Origin of the sequence: Pseudomonas laurentiana (assembly GCF_014648275.1) — a bacterium.
Lineage (GTDB): Bacteria > Pseudomonadota > Gammaproteobacteria > Pseudomonadales > Pseudomonadaceae > Aquipseudomonas > Aquipseudomonas laurentiana.
Window position 1 is genome coordinate 47,152 of the sequence record NZ_BMQU01000012.1, and the last position, 14,796, is coordinate 61,947.

At 59.8% G+C, this 14,796-nt stretch carries 15 protein-coding genes; 12 read left to right on the top strand and 3 right to left on the bottom strand.

Annotation, left to right across the window (positions count from 1 at the left end):
* Positions 1 to 9 precede the first annotated feature (9 nt).
* The 5 genes from IE038_RS13905 (at position 10) to csrA (ending at position 3,728) form a co-directional block, all read left to right on the top strand.
* Positions 10 to 321: a DUF485 domain-containing protein gene (locus IE038_RS13905; RefSeq protein WP_163933375.1), complete on the top strand. Its 312-nt coding sequence runs from the start codon at positions 10 to 12 to the stop codon at positions 319 to 321.
* Complete coding sequence (locus IE038_RS13910) at positions 318 to 1,976, top strand: cation acetate symporter (RefSeq protein WP_163933372.1); 1,659 nt, start codon at positions 318 to 320, stop codon at positions 1,974 to 1,976. The genes IE038_RS13905 and IE038_RS13910 overlap by 4 nt, the downstream gene beginning before the upstream one ends.
* Before the next feature lie 224 nt (positions 1,977 to 2,200).
* Positions 2,201 to 3,016 (top strand): SDR family oxidoreductase, encoded by an 816-nt coding sequence (locus IE038_RS13915; protein ID WP_189395798.1) that lies wholly within the window; start codon positions 2,201 to 2,203, stop codon positions 3,014 to 3,016.
* Positions 3,017 to 3,071: 55 nt separating this feature from the next.
* Positions 3,072 to 3,404: a YnfA family protein gene (locus IE038_RS13920; protein ID WP_163933369.1), complete on the top strand. Its 333-nt coding sequence runs from the start codon at positions 3,072 to 3,074 to the stop codon at positions 3,402 to 3,404.
* Positions 3,405 to 3,539: 135 nt separating this feature from the next.
* Positions 3,540 to 3,728: a carbon storage regulator CsrA gene (gene csrA / locus IE038_RS13925; RefSeq protein WP_163933366.1), complete on the top strand. Its 189-nt coding sequence runs from the start codon at positions 3,540 to 3,542 to the stop codon at positions 3,726 to 3,728.
* 1 nt (position 3,729) lies between these two features.
* Here csrA and IE038_RS13930 read toward each other — a convergent pair whose 3' ends face one another.
* Positions 3,730 to 3,957 (bottom strand): YheU family protein, encoded by a 228-nt coding sequence (locus IE038_RS13930; protein ID WP_163933364.1) that lies wholly within the window; start codon positions 3,955 to 3,957, stop codon positions 3,730 to 3,732.
* A gap of 59 nt (positions 3,958 to 4,016) precedes the next feature.
* Positions 4,017 to 6,008 carry a bifunctional tRNA (5-methylaminomethyl-2-thiouridine)(34)-methyltransferase MnmC2/FAD-dependent 5-carboxymethylaminomethyl-2-thiouridine(34) oxidoreductase MnmC1 gene (gene mnmC / locus IE038_RS13935; RefSeq protein ID WP_189395799.1) on the bottom strand — a complete coding sequence of 664 codons (1,992 nt, stop codon included), beginning with the start codon at positions 6,006 to 6,008 and terminating at the stop codon, positions 4,017 to 4,019.
* 140 nt (positions 6,009 to 6,148) lie between these two features.
* Here mnmC and pap point away from each other — a divergent pair, with 140 nt between their 5' ends.
* Positions 6,149 to 7,642, top strand: coding sequence for a polyphosphate:AMP phosphotransferase (gene pap / locus IE038_RS13940; protein ID WP_189395800.1), 1,494 nt, complete (start codon positions 6,149 to 6,151; stop codon positions 7,640 to 7,642).
* Positions 7,643 to 7,901: 259 nt separating this feature from the next.
* Positions 7,902 to 8,858 carry a DMT family transporter gene (locus IE038_RS13945; RefSeq protein ID WP_163936126.1) on the top strand — a complete coding sequence of 319 codons (957 nt, stop codon included), beginning with the start codon at positions 7,902 to 7,904 and terminating at the stop codon, positions 8,856 to 8,858.
* 1 nt (position 8,859) lies between these two features.
* Here the strand turns inward: IE038_RS13945 and IE038_RS13950 are convergent, their stop codons facing one another.
* The gene (locus IE038_RS13950) at positions 8,860 to 10,254 is read right to left on the bottom strand and encodes a class II fumarate hydratase (protein ID WP_163936123.1); all 1,395 of its coding nucleotides are present in this window, start codon (positions 10,252 to 10,254) and stop codon (positions 8,860 to 8,862) included.
* Between the two features lie 154 nt (positions 10,255 to 10,408).
* Here IE038_RS13950 and IE038_RS13955 point away from each other — a divergent pair, with 154 nt between their 5' ends.
* The 5 genes from IE038_RS13955 (at position 10,409) to IE038_RS13975 (ending at position 14,751) form a co-directional block, all read left to right on the top strand.
* A complete protein-coding gene (locus IE038_RS13955) occupies positions 10,409 to 10,933 on the top strand; it encodes a DUF2059 domain-containing protein (protein WP_163936120.1) in 525 nt (174 codons plus the stop codon).
* Positions 10,934 to 10,945: 12 nt separating this feature from the next.
* Positions 10,946 to 11,245: a BolA family protein gene (locus tag IE038_RS13960; protein ID WP_163936117.1), complete on the top strand. Its 300-nt coding sequence runs from the start codon at positions 10,946 to 10,948 to the stop codon at positions 11,243 to 11,245.
* 107 nt (positions 11,246 to 11,352) lie between these two features.
* Positions 11,353 to 12,291: an oxygen-dependent tRNA uridine(34) hydroxylase TrhO gene (gene trhO / locus IE038_RS13965; RefSeq protein ID WP_163936115.1), complete on the top strand. Its 939-nt coding sequence runs from the start codon at positions 11,353 to 11,355 to the stop codon at positions 12,289 to 12,291.
* 2 nt (positions 12,292 to 12,293) lie between these two features.
* Positions 12,294 to 12,926, top strand: a complete 633-nt coding sequence (locus tag IE038_RS13970; RefSeq protein ID WP_163936112.1) for a DsbA family protein — start codon at positions 12,294 to 12,296, stop codon at positions 12,924 to 12,926.
* Complete coding sequence (locus IE038_RS13975; protein WP_189395801.1) at positions 12,919 to 14,751, top strand: ABC transporter ATP-binding protein; 1,833 nt, start codon at positions 12,919 to 12,921, stop codon at positions 14,749 to 14,751. Before IE038_RS13970 ends, IE038_RS13975 begins: the two co-directional genes overlap by 8 nt.
* The last annotated feature ends 45 nt before the right edge of the window (positions 14,752 to 14,796 follow it).

Genomic DNA, 14,796 nt, shown 5'->3' on the forward strand with positions numbered 1-14,796 from the left:
ACAAAAACAATGAACGACAGCATTTACCTCTCGATACAAAACAGCCCGCGGTTCAAGGAGCTTGTTTCGAAACGGGAGCGGTTCGCCATGATTCTATCGGCGATCATGCTTGGGCTTTACACCGGCTTCATTCTGCTTATCGCCTATGGTCCCCAGATTCTGGGCACCAAGGTCAGTCCTGAGAGTTCGATTACGTGGGGCATTCCCGTGGGTGTCGGCATTATTGTCGCAGCCTTCATTCTCACCGGGATCTACGTGCGTCGTGCGAACGGTGAGTTCGACGATCTGAACAACGCGATTCTCAAGGAGGCTCAGCAATGATCCGGCGTTTACTGGCAACACTGGCCTTCGGCGTATTCGCGCCGGCCGTCTGGGCGGGAGAGGCCCTGACCGGTGAGGTCCACAAACAACCGCTGAACATTTCTGCCATTGCAATGTTCGTGGTTTTCGTTGGCGCCACCCTGTGCATTACCTACTGGGCATCCAAGCGCAACAACTCGGCAGCGGATTACTATGCTGCGGGTGGTCGTATCACGGGCTTCCAGAACGGTCTGGCAATCGCCGGTGACTACATGTCCGCGGCGTCCTTCCTGGGTATTTCCGCACTGGTGTACACCTCTGGCTATGATGGATTGATCTATTCGATCGGCTTCCTGGTCGGCTGGCCAATCATCCTGTTCCTGATCGCCGAGCGGTTGCGTAACCTGGGCAAATACACCTTTGCCGACGTTGCTTCCTATCGTCTGAAGCAGAAGGAAATCCGCACCCTGTCGGCCTCTGGCTCGCTGGTGGTGGTAGCGTTCTACCTGATCGCACAGATGGTCGGTGCAGGTAAGCTGATCCAACTGCTGTTCGGTCTGGACTACCACGTTGCGGTGATCCTGGTCGGTATCCTGATGGCGCTGTACGTGTTGTTCGGCGGCATGCTGGCAACCACCTGGGTACAGATCATCAAGGCTGTGCTGTTGCTGTCTGGTGCCAGTTTCATGGCGCTGATGGTCATGAAGCACGTTAACTTCGACTTCAACCTGCTGTTCTCCGAATCGATCAGCGTTCACCCTAAAGGTGAAGCGATCATGAGCCCTGGTGGCCTCGTGAAAGATCCGGTTTCGGCGTTCTCGCTGGGCCTGGCACTGATGTTCGGTACCGCTGGCCTGCCGCACATCCTGATGCGCTTCTTCACCGTAAGCGACGCCAAGGAAGCGCGTAAGAGCGTGCTGTATGCGACTGGCTTCATCGGTTACTTCTACATCCTGACCTTCATTATCGGCTTCGGCGCGATCCTGCTGGTCAGCACCAACCCGGACTTCAAGGACGCGGCTGGCGCGCTGTTGGGCGGTAACAACATGGCCGCTATCCACCTGGCCAAAGCGGTGGGCGGTAGCATCTTCCTCGGCTTCATCTCGGCGGTGGCGTTCGCGACCATCCTGGCAGTGGTTGCAGGCCTGACCCTGGCCGGTGCCTCGGCAGTGTCCCACGACCTGTATGCCAGCGTGTTCCGTAAAGGCCGCGCCAACGAGAAGGACGAGATCCGCGTTTCGAAGATCACCACGATCGCTCTGGCGGTACTGGCAATCTTCCTGGGGATCCTGTTCGAGAAGCAGAACATCGCGTTCATGGTAGGTCTGGCGTTCTCCATCGCTGCCAGCTGCAACTTCCCAGTACTGCTGCTGTCGATGTACTGGAAGAAGCTGACCACCCGTGGCGCCATGATCGGCGGCTGGATGGGCCTGGTCAGTGCAGTAGGCCTGATGGTTCTCGGCCCAACCATTTGGGTACAGATCCTCGGTCACGAGAAAGCGATCTACCCGTACGAGTACCCAGCGCTGTTCTCGATGCTGATTGCCTTCGTCGGTATCTGGTTCTTCTCGATCACCGACAAGTCCAAAGCAGCTGATGAAGAACGTGCACTGTTCTACCCGCAGTTCGTACGTTCGCAAACCGGCCTGGGCGCCAGCGGTGCGGTAGCGCACTAATACGCTGAGCGGTTAAGCCACAGAAAAATGCCAGTCAATCGACTGGCATTTTTTTTGGCCTTTTGCGTCGTGAGCGTGGGCTGGATCGCCTTTCGCGCCTCGGCGCTTCAAGGCCACGCCATTCATTTAGCCTGCGCCATTCAGCAACCTGATGGAGGGTGGGGCGGTGCCGTGCCTTCGCTACACTCGCCGAACGTATCCATGGTTGAACGAGGCTTCCGTCTATGCAAAACCGCATGATGATCACTGGCGCTGGTTCGGGGCTGGGCCGAGAAATGGCGTTGCGTTGGGCCCGTGAGGGATGGCAGCTGGCGCTCGCCGATGTCAATGAGGCCGGATTGAGAGACACACTGGCCCTGGTGCGCGAGGCGGGGGGAACGGGCTTCATTCAACGCTGTGATGTGCGTGACTACAGTCAACTGACAGCATTGGCGCAGTCCTGTGAAGAGCATTTCGATGGGGTTGATGTGATCGTCAACAACGCGGGTGTTGCCTCTGGCGGCTTTTTCGCCGAGTTGTCGCTGGAGGACTGGGATTGGCAACTGGCAATCAACCTGATGGGCGTGGTCAAGGGCTGCAAGGCGTTCTTGCCTCTGCTGACCCGCAGCAAAGGACGAATCATCAACATCGCATCGATGGCGGCCTTGATGCAGGGCCCGGCCATGAGCAACTACAACGTGGCCAAGGCGGGCGTGCTGGCCTTGTCGGAAAGCTTGCTGGTGGAGCTACGCCAACAGGAGGTTGCGGTACATGTGGTGTGCCCGTCCTACTTTCAGACCAACCTGCTGGACTCGTTCCGCGGGCCGACACCAGCGATGAAAGCACAAGTGGGCAAGTTGCTGGAAAGCTCGCCGATTACCGCGAGTGAAATCGCCGACTACATCTACCAGCATGTCGCGCAAGGCGAATTCTTGATCCTCCCTCACGAACAAGGCCGTCAGGCCTGGCAGCTCAAGCAGCAACACCCTCAGGCGCTGTATGACGAGATGGCCACAATGGCTGAGAAAATGCGCAGCAAGGCGCGTCCGGCGCAGGCTTGAGCGTTTGCCTCAGGTATTCTGGGCACCTTTGCTTAACAACCCAAGGTGCTCTGGCGTGATCAATTACTTCTGGTTCTTCCTGGCTGCAGTCTTCGAGATCGGCGGATGCTATGCCTTCTATCTCTGGCTAAGGCTGGGCAAGAGCGCCTGGTGGATCGCGCCAGCGCTTGTCAGCCTGACCTTGTTCGGGTTGATCCTGACCCGGGTCGAGGCTGCTTATGCCGGCCGCGCTTACGCCGCCTATGGCGGTATCTATATTGTCACCTCGTTGATCTGGCTGGCGTTTGTTGAGCGTGCCAAGCCGTTGGGCAGTGACTGGATCGGTGCGCTGCTCTGTGTGCTGGGTGCCAGCATCATTGTGTTGGGGCCGCGTTTACAAAGCGCTTGAAGGCCTCTTTTTTAAGTTAATTTGTAGGGAAATTCCGAACACATGGTGGGAAACGCCTAAATCTCGCTCGCAGCGTTGATGGCACCTTGCCCATGCCGCAGTCTCCAGATTCGCCAAGAGCTGGAGGAAAAAGAGATGCTGGTTATAGGACGTGAGGTAGGTGAGGTGATCGCCATTGATGGGCAGATCAGGATCGAAGTGTTGTCCGTGGAGGGCGGCACCGTTCGTTTCGGTATCAGCGCTCCACGGCATATCGAGGTACACCGGGCGGAAGTCTACCGGCGTATCGTCGAGCAGGCCGGCAAGAAGACGAGCGCGGACTGATTCAGCCCAGCAGCTCCCGAGGGACTTCGTGTTTGGGTAGCAACTGGCACTGCTGGCTTTCCAGGTCGAAAAGGATAAAGGCCTGGCCTTTGAGCAGCGCCTGGCGAACCCGCAGTACACGGGTTTCGAGTGGGGTTTCGTCACCGTTGTCGGTGCCGTCGCGGGTGACGAAGTCCTCGATCAGGCGGGTCAGGGTTTCAGCTTCCAGTTGGTCGTAAGGAATCAGCATAAAAAGACTTGGACGTAGTTAAGATTCTCCACATCCTACGCGAATCGTCACCGGCTGGCTTAGCCCTGTCGGTGCTTGCCGCGTACCAGTTCACGCAACATGAAGCGGTTCGGATGGCAGGCCTCGGCGACCGCCCGAGGCAATGGCAAGGGGGCGCCGTCAACCCAGGCGGCAATCAACTCGCCTGACAGTGGCGCGGTGATCAACCCTCGTGACCCATGGCCGCTGTTGATGTACAAGCCCTCAAGCCAAGGGCAGGGCGTATCGGGCTGTTGTCGGGCGTCTCTGGCGAGCACCGCATAGGCCTGGGTGAACGCTTCGCGGTCAGCCAACGGGCCAACGATTGGCAGGTAGTCTGGGCTGGTACAGCGGAATGCCGCCCGGCCTTCAAGCACGTCGGGGTCGAGTTGATCCGCGCCCAGGCGTGCTGCCAGGTCGTTGGAGATTTCCTCTAGCAACGCCAGGTTGCCTTGGTGCTCGGCGGCAGTAGGCGTCAGATCGGTGGCCGTGAAGTCGAAGCTGGCGCCGAGGGTGTGTTCACCCAGGCGCGGCGGTGCAACGTAGCCATCGGCGCAGACCACGGTGCTCAGGGCTGAACTCTGCTCGGTGACCGGCAGGCGGGTGATTTGTCCTCGGATGCGTTTTAGTGGCAACCCGCTACAACCTTCAAAACGCTGGATTTCTGCAGCACAGGCGAGCACCACAAGCGGCGCATTGGCTAGCAGGCGCTCGCCCTCCCAGGCCTGCCACTGGTCATCGACCTTGCGCAGTTCCAGCACCTGATGATGCATCAGCAGGCGGATGTTCGGATGTTCGGCTTGCCAGGCGCACAGCGCCGGTGGGTGAACCCAACCACCTTCGGGGTAGAACAGGCCGCCGCTGGCCAGGCCAATGCCCGCCACGGCTTCGGCGTCGGTGCGGTTCAGGCGTTGCAGCAACGTTGCATCAAAGGCTTCGGCCAGTTTGGCCTGACGCTGATCTTCCTTGTCGTCGAAGGCCAGTTGCAAGACACCGCAGGCGTCCCAGTCACGGCCACGTTGCAACTGTTCCAGCAAGCGCCGGGTGTAACCGAAGCCGCTGATGATCAGCCGCGACAGGGCGGTGCCGTGGGCTGAGAGCTTCAGGTAGAGCACACCTTGCGGGTTGCCCGAGGCCTCGCTGGCCGGTTGTGCATGGCGCTCCAGCAGGCTGACCTGCCAGCCACGTGCGGCCAGGCTTGCGGCTGTCGCGCAGCCAGCCAGGCCAGCGCCAATCACCAGTGCCTGGCGTGGGCCAGGCAGGGCCGGCGGGCGGGCGTACCAGGGCGCGACAACTGCCGGGGCTGCCGGCTCGGGCGGGCAGCCTTCATAGACCCCGCGCACGATTTCCCATTTCTTGCCGATCCCCGGGATCTTTTTCAACGTGAAACCGGCAGCCATCAGGCCGCGACGAACCCAGCCGGTGCTGGTAAAGGTGCCGAGTGTGGCCTGTTCGGCCGAGAGCCTGGCCAGTTGAGCGAACAGCTCCGGGGTCCACATTTCCGGGTTTTTCGCCGGGGCAAAGCCGTCGAGGAACCAGGCGTCTACCCGGGCGTCGAGTTGTGGCAACTGCTCCAGCGCATCGCCCACCATCAAGGTCAGGGTGATACGGCCCTGCTCGAAGACAAACTGCTGGAAGCCTTCATGCACCGCCACATACTCGGCCAACAGGGCATTGCCGAAAGGTGCCAGCTCCGGCCACAGGGCCAAAGCCTTGGCCAGGTCGGCGCGGCTCAGGGGGTATTTCTCGACCGTCACGAAATGCAGGCGCGCCCCAGGCGCCGCGCATTCGGCGAACAGTTGCCAGGCGCAAAGAAAGTTCATCCCGGTACCAAACCCGGTTTCGCCGATCACCAGGCACTGGTTCTCCTGCAGAGCGCTGAAGCGCTGACGCAGGTTGTTCTGTTCAATGAACACATGACGGGTTTCCTCAAGGCCCTGTTCCTTGGAGAAATACACGTCATCGTACTGCCGCGAATGCGGGCGTCCCTGGTCGTCCCAGTCGATCTGGGCATAATTGGTTACGTCGGTCATGTTCGGCTCGGAAACGGCAAGACCGGCATTTTAGCCGATCGGTTGAAGGCTGTTTGATTTGGCGCATGGTACTGATTTTTCTGCCGACAAAGACCGCTCTGATCCGCTAGTCTTGCTTATCAACCAAGGGAGCCTGGTACATGTTCGAATCTGCTGAAATTGGTCACGCCATCGACAAGGACACCTATGACGCTGAAGTCCCGGCGTTGCGAGAAGCGTTACTCGAAGCACAGTTCGAACTCAAGCAACAGGCGCGCTTCCCGGTCATTGTGTTGATCAACGGTGTCGAAGGTGCAGGCAAGGGCGAGACGGTCAAGCTGCTTAACGAATGGATGGATCCGCGACTGATCGAAGTGCGCACGTTCGATCAGCAAAGCGACGAGGAGCTTGCCCATCCACCAGCCTGGCGTTATTGGCGGGCGTTGCCGGCCAAGGGGCGGATGGGCATCTTCTTCGGCAACTGGTACAGCCAGATGCTGCAGGGGCGGGTTCATGGCGTGTTCAAGGACGCCGTGCTCGACCAGGCGATCAGCGGCGCCGAGCGTCTGGAACAGATGCTCTGTGATGAAGGTGCATTGATCTTCAAGTTCTGGTTCCACCTGTCCAAGAAACAGATGAAAGCTCGCCTCAAGTCCCTGCAGGACGACCCGTTGCACAGTTGGCGGATCAGTCCGCTGGACTGGCAACAGTCACAAACCTATGACCGCTTTGTGCGCTTTGGTGAGCGGGTGTTGCGCCGTACCAGCCGAGACTATGCGCCATGGCACGTCATCGAGGGTGTCGATCCCTATTACCGCAGCCTGGCCGTCGGGCGCATTTTGCTTGAAGGCTTGCAGAACGCGTTGAAGGCCGAGGGCCGAGTCGTGCGTCCGAGTAACATCGCGCCGCTGAACCAGAGCATTGATCAGCGCAGCTTGTTGGGCAGCCTGGATTTAAGCAAGCAACTGGGCAAGGACGAATACCAGGAACAACTGATTACCGAGCAGGCACGCCTGGCAGGGCTGTTGCGTGATAAACGCATGCGCCGCCATGCCTTGCTGGCCGTGTTCGAAGGTAATGACGCGGCAGGCAAGGGCGGTGCGATCCGTCGCGTTGCCGCCGCACTGGACCCGCGTCAGTACCGTATCGTGCCGGTTGCCGCCCCGACCGAGGAAGAGCGTGCTCAGCCTTACCTCTGGCGGTTCTGGCGGCACATCCCGGGGCGCGGCAAGTTCACCGTGTTCGACCGCTCCTGGTACGGTCGGGTACTGGTGGAGCGGGTCGAGGGCTTTTGCCAGCAGGCAGACTGGATGCGTGCCTATGGCGAGATCAATGATTTTGAAGAGCAGTTGAATAACGCTGGCGTGGTAGTGGTCAAGTTTTGGCTGGCGATTGACCAGCAGACCCAACTGGAGCGTTTCCAGGAGCGTGAGCAGATTCCCTTCAAACGCTTCAAGATCACCGAAGAAGATTGGCGAAACCGTGACAAGTGGCCGCAATACGCTGAGGCAGTGGGTGACATGGTTGACCGTACCAGCACTGAAATTGCGCCCTGGACCCTGATCGAAGCCAATGACAAACGCTGGGCCCGGGTGAAAGTGCTGCGCACCCTCAACGAAGCGCTTGAAGCAGCGTTCAAGAACGACAAGAAGTAATCACTCACTCTGTAACGCACAGGCACCCCGCCGACGCCATCGCAGGCAAGCCTGCTCCAACAAAAGCCGAACAGCCTGTGGGAGCGGGTCTTGCCCGCGATACAGGCGCCGCCTACCTACAGGCATCCCGCGGCTATCCAGGCGTATCCGAGCTCATGGAATAAGATGCTGAATTCTTTTCCCTATCTGTAACTGTGTAAGTCGCTGTTACCGCCGTAGAATCAAACCTCCCCCCACCACAGGGTTTTTCGAGGCGGTCATGCATATTTCTTCCGGACGCTGGGTCTATGGTCTGTTCCTGGCGTTGTTGACAGCCGTGCTCTGGGGCATCCTTCCGATCAAGCTCAAGCAGGTGTTGCTGGTGATGGACCCCGTCACCGTCACCTGGTATCGCCTGTTGGTTTCCGGTGGCCTGCTGCTGGCGTTTCTTGGCGCCACGCGGCGTTTGCCTTCCGTGCGAACCCTTGGCCGTAATGGACGTTTTCTGTTGTTGCTGTGTGTAGGCGGGCTGATCGGTAACTATGTGCTCTACCTGATCGGCCTGAACATGCTCAGTCCCGGTACTGCGCAGTTGATGATTCAGATGGGGCCGGTGCTGCTGTTGATTGGCAGTGTGGTGGTTTTCAAGGAGCGCTTCAGCCTGGGGCAGGGGATTGGTCTGGCCATTCTGCTGATTGGCTTCGGTCTGTTTTTCAATCAACGCCTGGACGAGCTGCTGACTTCCCTGGGGGCCTACACCAAGGGCGTTCTGATTATCCTGCTGGCCGCTGCAGTGTGGACCTTCTATGCCTTGGGCCAGAAGCAATTGCTCACCGTATGGAGCTCGCCACAGGTGATGATGGTGATCTACCTGATCTGTGCCTTGATCCTGACGCCTTGGGCGCACCCGTTGGAGGCGCTGCAACTGAGCCCGCTGCAAGGCTGGTTGCTGTTGGCCTGTTGCCTGAACACGCTGGTGGCCTACGGTGCCTTTGCTGAAGCGTTGGCCCACTGGGAGGCTTCACGCGTCAGCGCGACCCTGGCGATCACACCGTTGGTGACGTTCGGTTGTGTTGCCCTGGCGGCCGTGCTCTGGCCTGGTTATGTGCAACCTGAGCAGATCAATGGCCTGGCCTACATTGGCGCGGTGATCGTGGTGCTCGGCTCGGCACTGATCGCGCTGGGGCCGTCACTGATTGCCGGTTGGCGTGCCAGACGCGTGCGCCTGGCACGCTGACTCAATCGTTGTCGCCCGCGTTGAGCATGTGTTCGGGGCGTACCCACTGGTCAAACTGCTGGTCGCTGACATACCCCAGCGCCAACGCGGCTTCGCGTAAGGTGCTGCCTTCGGCATAGGCTTTCTTGGCAATTTCGGCGGCCTTGTCGTAACCGATGTGCGGGTTCAGCGCCGTCACCAGCATCAGGCCGCGTTCCAGATGGGCGGCCATCTGCTGGCTATCCGGCTCAAGCCCGGCAATACAGTGCTGCTGGAAGTTATGGCAGCCGTCCGCCAGCAGCTCGATCGACTGCAGCAGGTTATGGATGATCACCGGCTTGAACACGTTGAGCTGAAGGTGACCCTGGCTGGCGGCAAAGCTGATCGTCGCGTCGTTGCCCAGTACCTGGCAGGCCAGCATCGACAGCGCCTCGCATTGGGTCGGGTTGACCTTGCCGGGCATGATCGAACTGCCCGGCTCATTGGCCGGCAAACGCACTTCAGCCAGCCCGGCGCGAGGACCAGAACCGAGCAAGCGCAAGTCGTTGGCCAGTTTCATCAGGGTGACAGCCAGGGTTTTCAGCGCCCCGGCAAGTAGGGTCAGTGGTTCATGCCCGGCCAGTGCGGCGAATTTGTTCGGTGCGGTGACGAAGGGCAGCCCCGCCAGGGCCGCGAGCTCTGCGGCGATGGCTTCGGCAAAGCCTTTCGGGGCGTTCAGGCCGGTACCGACGGCCGTCCCTCCCTGAGCCAGCTCGTAGACTGCCGGCAATGCCGAACGGATTGCCCGCTGTGCATAGTCAAGTTGGGCGACATAGGCAGACAACTCCTGACCAAAGGTCATCGGCGTGGCGTCCATCAGGTGGGTGCGCCCGGTCTTCAATAGATGCTGGTGGCGTACGGCCTGTTCGGCCAGGCCTGCAGCCAGTTCGCTGATCGCAGGCAGTAGCCGTGCGTGCACCGTCTGTGCTGTGGCGATGTGCATGGCGGTAGGGAAACAGTCGTTGGAGCTCTGCGAGCGGTTGACGTGGTCGTTGGGGTGGACAGGGCTTTTGCCCCCACGGCCCTTGCCGGCGAGTTCGTTGGCGCGACCGGCAATTACCTCGTTGACGTTCATGTTGCTTTGGGTGCCGCTACCGGTCTGCCAGACCTTCAGCGGAAATTGCTCGTCGTGTTGCCCGGCCAGCACCTCGTCGGCGGCTTGCTCGATCAGTTGCGCAATGTCGGTTGGCAGGTTGCCGACGCGCACGTTGACCCGCGCTGCGGCCTTCTTGATCAGGGCCAGGGCATGCAGTACCGCCAGCGGCATCCGTTCCTTGCCAATCGCGAAGTTAATCAGCGAGCGCTGCGTTTGGGCGCCCCAGTAGGCCTGATCTGGAACTTCGACCGTCCCCAGGCTGTCTGTTTCATTACGGCTCATGCTGCGGTCACTCCTTTGTCGTCTGATTCCGCAGTTTAGGTCCTGATTCGACAGGGCGATCTATTGCTTGTCGATCCACTTGAGCGCTCAGCCCTACTCGGCGCAGAATGCTCTCCTCTGAGGTGCCACCTCTTCCGACAATTAAGGATTTCCGATGACCCGTCTTCGCGCCCTTTGCACCGCAGTTGTACTGGTTTGTGCCAGCGGCCAGGTGCTTGCCGATACTGCCAGCCACAATGCCAGCGCCGAAGCCTTCCTTAAGCTGGCGCACGCCGACAAGCTCGGAACCCCGGTCTACATGCAGGTGCAGCAGATGTTTGCCCAGCGCTTCGAACAGACCAAGGCACCCGCTTCGAAAAAGGCCGTGCTGGACAGCTACCAGGCCAAGGCCAATGCTGCCCTTGACCAGGCTATCGGCTGGAACAAGCTCAAGCCTGATATGGTTCAGCTCTACACCAGCACCTTCAGCGAAAGCGAGCTGAAAGACCTGGTGAAGTTCTATGAGTCGCCACTGGGCAAGAAAGTCCTGGAAAAAATGCCCATGGTCACCCAGCAATCGGCTCAGTTGACCCAGCAGAAACTGGAAAGCGCAGTACCGGTGGTCAACAAGTTGCTGTCGGACATGACCAACGAACTGGACCCGTCCGCGGGCAAGGCCGCACCGGCCAAGAAGCCGTAAGCGGAGCCCGTCATGTCGATGCAGCAACGAATTGAGCAAAGCCTGGCCGCGCTCGCCCCACAGCACCTTGAAGTGCTGGACGAGAGCCACATGCACAGCCGTGGCCTGGAGACCCACTACAAGGCGATCCTGGTTAGTGAACAGTTCGATGGCCTGAGCAGCGTCAAACGCCACCAGAAGGTGTATGCCACCTTGGGTGAGCTGATGAGCCAGTTCCATGCTCTGGCATTGCATACCTACACGCCGCAGGAGTGGGAAAAGGTCGGCGCAGCCCCGGCTTCGCCAACCTGTGCCGGTGGTAGCAAACACTGATTTTGCTGCCGGGTTTTTGTTAGAATGTGCAACGCGCCGCTCGTCGGCGCGTTTTTTTTGACACCTGGTTCGTCCTTTGCGAGGACAGCCACCCGGAGATTCAAGGCATGACCCAAGCTATCGTCGTGGCGGCGCTGTACAAATTCGTCACCCTCGAAGATTACATTGAGCTGCGTGAACCGCTGCTCGAGTCGATGACCGCCAATGGCATCAAAGGCACCCTGTTGCTGGCTGAAGAAGGCATCAACGGCACGGTGTCCGGTACCCGCGAAGGTATCGATGGCCTGTTGGCCTGGTTGCGCAGCGATGCGCGCCTGGTAGACATCGACCACAAAGAGTCCTACTGCGATGAACAACCGTTCTACCGCACCAAGGTCAAGTTGAAGAAAGAGATCGTTACCCTGGGTGTGCCGGGTGTCGACCCGAACAAGAAGGTCGGTACCTACGTCGAGCCTAAAGACTGGAACGCGCTGATCAGCGATCCCGAGGTGCTGCTGATCGACACCCGTAACGATTACGAAGTGTCCATTGGCACCTTTGAAGGGGCTATCGACCCGAAAACCACGACTTTCCGTGAGTTTCCCGACTACATCAAGGCCAACTTCGACCCAAGCCGCCACAAGAAAGTCGCCATGTTCTGCACCGGCGGCATTCGCTGTGAAAAAGCCTCCAGCTACATGCTCGGCGAGGGATTCGAAGAGGTCTATCATCTCAAGGGCGGTATCCTCAAATACCTTGAGGAAGTACCGCAGGAAGAAAGCCGCTGGGAAGGCGATTGCTTCGTCTTCGACAACCGGGTCACCGTTCGTCATGACCTGAGCGAAGGCGATTACGACCAGTGCCACGCCTGCCGTACGCCGATCAGTGCGCAAGACCGGGCTTCGGAACACTATTCGCCAGGTATCAGTTGCCCGCATTGCTGGGACAGCCTGAGCGAGAAGACGCGCCGCAGCGCCATCGATCGGCAAAAGCAGATCGAACTGGCCAAGGCCCGTAACCAACCGCACCCGATTGGCCATAATTACCGCAAAGCTGCCGAGGTTTGATGATGTCCGCTCGCCTGCTCTATGTGATGGACCCGATGTGCTCCTGGTGCTGGGGGTTTGCACCAGTGGCCGAGGCCCTGATCGCCCAGGCGCAGGCAGCGGGCGTGCCGACCCATCTGGTGGTCGGTGGCTTGCGTAGCGGTAGCAGCCCACTGGATGCGTCTACCCGACGTTATATCCTTGAGCACTGGCAGGCCGTGCATGAGGCGACGGGCCAGTCGTTTCGTATTGAAGGGGCGATGCCCGAGGGTTTCGTCTACGATACCGAACCGGCTTGCCGCGCCCTGGTTACCGCACGCAGCCTTGACCCGGCACGGGCCTGGGCCTTGCTCAAATTGATCCAGCAGGCCTTCTATGAGCGCGGCGAAGATGTCACCCGTGCGCCACAACTGGTAGAGCTGGCCACCCAGGCAGGCTTTGAGCGTGCCGCGTTCTCCGAGCGCTTTACCAGCGCTGAGCAACGTCAGGCCACCGCAGCGGATTTCGTCTGGGTGCAGGACTTGGGTATCGCGGGTTTCCCGACCTTGCTGGCTGAGCGCAATGGCCAGTTGGCCTTGCTGACCAATGGCTATCAGGCGCTGGACGCGTTGTCCCCGTTGCTCGGCCGTTGGCTGGAGCGCGCCGTTCATGCTTGACCTGCCGGGGTCACCCGACCCGGTGCCGGGGTCACCGGCAGGTCATGTCGATCGTCTGAGCTGGGCTGAAATTCGTCGCTTGGCCTTGCAGCACAAAAAAGCCCTGTGGATCGCCAATGGCGTTGCTGTGCTGGCGGCGCTATGCAGTGTGCCGATCCCGCTGTTACTGCCGCTGCTGGTCGACGAAGTGTTGCTGGGGCATGGTGACGCTGCGCTGAAGTGGATGAATCAGTTCCTGCCACAAGGCTGGCAGGTGGCTGCCGGCTACATTGGCCTGATGCTTCTGGCGACCTTGTGCCTGCGGGTATGCGCCCTGACATTCAACGTGATTCAGGCCAGGTTGTTTGCCGGCCTGGCCAAGGACATTGTCTACCGCTTGCGTATCCGCCTGATCGAGCGGCTCAAGCGAATTTCCCTGAGCGAGTACGAAAGCCTCGGCAGTGGAACGGTCACGACGCACTTGGTGACGGACCTCGACACCCTGGACAAGTTTGTCGGTGAAACACTCAGCCGTTTCCTCGTAGCGGTGCTGACCTTGACCGGAACTGCCGGGATTCTGATCTGGATGCACTGGCAGTTGGCGCTGTTGATCCTGCTGTTTAACCCGTTGGTGATTTTTGCCACCGTGCAGTTGGGCAAACGGGTCAAGCACCTGAAAAAGCTGGAAAACGACAGCACCTCGCGGTTTACCCAGGCGTTGGCTGAGACACTGGATGCGATTCAGGAGATTCGTGCGGGTAACCGCCAGGGCTACTTCCTGGGGCGGCTGGGTTTACGGGCCCAGGAGGTGCGTAACTATGCCGTTGCTTCGCAGTGGAAGAGTGACGCCAGTGGGCGGGCCAGTGGCCTGTTGTTCCAGTTTGGTATCGATATCTTCCGTGCGGCGGCAATGCTCACCGTGCTGTTCTCCGACCTTTCCATCGGCCAGATGCTGGCCGTGTTCAGCTACCTGTGGTTCATGATCGGGCCGGTAGAGCAATTATTGAACCTGCAGTACGCCTACTACGCCGCAGGCGGTGCGCTGACGCGAATCAATGAGCTGCTGGCGCGTGACGACGAGCCGCAGTTTGCCGGCGGCGTCGATCCGTTCAAGGGGCGTGACACGGTTGGCATCGACGTGCGCGGCCTGCGTTTCGCCTATGGCGAGGAGCCGGTGCTCGACCAACTCAACCTGTCGATTGCGCCCGGCGAGAAGGTCGCGATTGTCGGGGCCAGCGGGGGCGGCAAGAGCACCTTGGTGCAATTACTGCTGGGGCTCTATACCCCGCAAGCCGGGACGATCCGCTTCGGTGGCGCGACCTTGCAGGAAATTGGCCTGGAAACCCTGCGTGAGCAGGTGGCCGTGGTGTTGCAGCATCCGTCCCTGTTCAACGACACGGTGCGCGCCAACCTGACCATGGGCCGCGATTGTTCAGACGAGGCGTGCTGGCAGGCGTTGGGCATTGCCCAGCTGGAGGCCACCATTGCTGCGCTGCCTCAGGGGCTGGACAGTGTGGTAGGGCGTTCCGGCGTACGCCTGTCCGGTGGGCAGCGCCAACGTCTGGCCATTGCCCGGATGGTGCTGGCCGAACCCAAGGTGGTTATCCTCGATGAAGCCACGTCAGCCCTGGACGCAGCGACCGAGTACAACCTGCATCAGGCCCTGGCCCGTTTCCTCAGTGCCCGCACGACCTTGATCATCGCCCACCGTCTGTCGGCAGTGAAGCAGGCAGACCGTGTTCTGGTGTTCGACGGCGGTCATGTTGCCGAAGACGGTTGTCATCAGCAGTTAATCGCTGACGGCGGTTTGTACGCCAAACTGTATGGTCATTTGCAACAAAGTTGAGCGAAAAAAACGAATTTTGAGGTAAAGGCCGTTTGCCCGGCTGGC

Excerpts from the sequence above, each read along its gene's own strand:
- IE038_RS13905 (WP_163933375.1), top strand. The coding sequence starts at position 10 with ATGAACGACAGCATTTACCTCTCGATACAAAACAGCCCGCGGTTCAAG.
- IE038_RS13910 (WP_163933372.1), top strand. The coding sequence starts at position 318 with ATGATCCGGCGTTTACTGGCAACACTGGCCTTCGGCGTATTCGCGCCG.
- IE038_RS13915 (WP_189395798.1), top strand. The coding sequence starts at position 2,201 with ATGCAAAACCGCATGATGATCACTGGCGCTGGTTCGGGGCTGGGCCGA.
- csrA (WP_163933366.1), top strand. The coding sequence starts at position 3,540 with ATGCTGGTTATAGGACGTGAGGTAGGTGAGGTGATCGCCATTGATGGG.
- IE038_RS13930 (WP_163933364.1), bottom strand. The coding sequence starts at position 3,957 with ATGCTGATTCCTTACGACCAACTGGAAGCTGAAACCCTGACCCGCCTG.
- mnmC (WP_189395799.1), bottom strand. The coding sequence starts at position 6,008 with ATGACCGACGTAACCAATTATGCCCAGATCGACTGGGACGACCAGGGA.
- pap (WP_189395800.1), top strand. The coding sequence starts at position 6,149 with ATGTTCGAATCTGCTGAAATTGGTCACGCCATCGACAAGGACACCTAT.
- IE038_RS13945 (WP_163936126.1), top strand. The coding sequence starts at position 7,902 with ATGCATATTTCTTCCGGACGCTGGGTCTATGGTCTGTTCCTGGCGTTG.
- IE038_RS13950 (WP_163936123.1), bottom strand. The coding sequence starts at position 10,254 with ATGAGCCGTAATGAAACAGACAGCCTGGGGACGGTCGAAGTTCCAGAT.
- IE038_RS13955 (WP_163936120.1), top strand. The coding sequence starts at position 10,409 with ATGACCCGTCTTCGCGCCCTTTGCACCGCAGTTGTACTGGTTTGTGCC.
- IE038_RS13960 (WP_163936117.1), top strand. The coding sequence starts at position 10,946 with ATGTCGATGCAGCAACGAATTGAGCAAAGCCTGGCCGCGCTCGCCCCA.
- trhO (WP_163936115.1), top strand. The coding sequence starts at position 11,353 with ATGACCCAAGCTATCGTCGTGGCGGCGCTGTACAAATTCGTCACCCTC.
- IE038_RS13970 (WP_163936112.1), top strand. The coding sequence starts at position 12,294 with ATGTCCGCTCGCCTGCTCTATGTGATGGACCCGATGTGCTCCTGGTGC.
- IE038_RS13975 (WP_189395801.1), top strand. The coding sequence starts at position 12,919 with ATGCTTGACCTGCCGGGGTCACCCGACCCGGTGCCGGGGTCACCGGCA.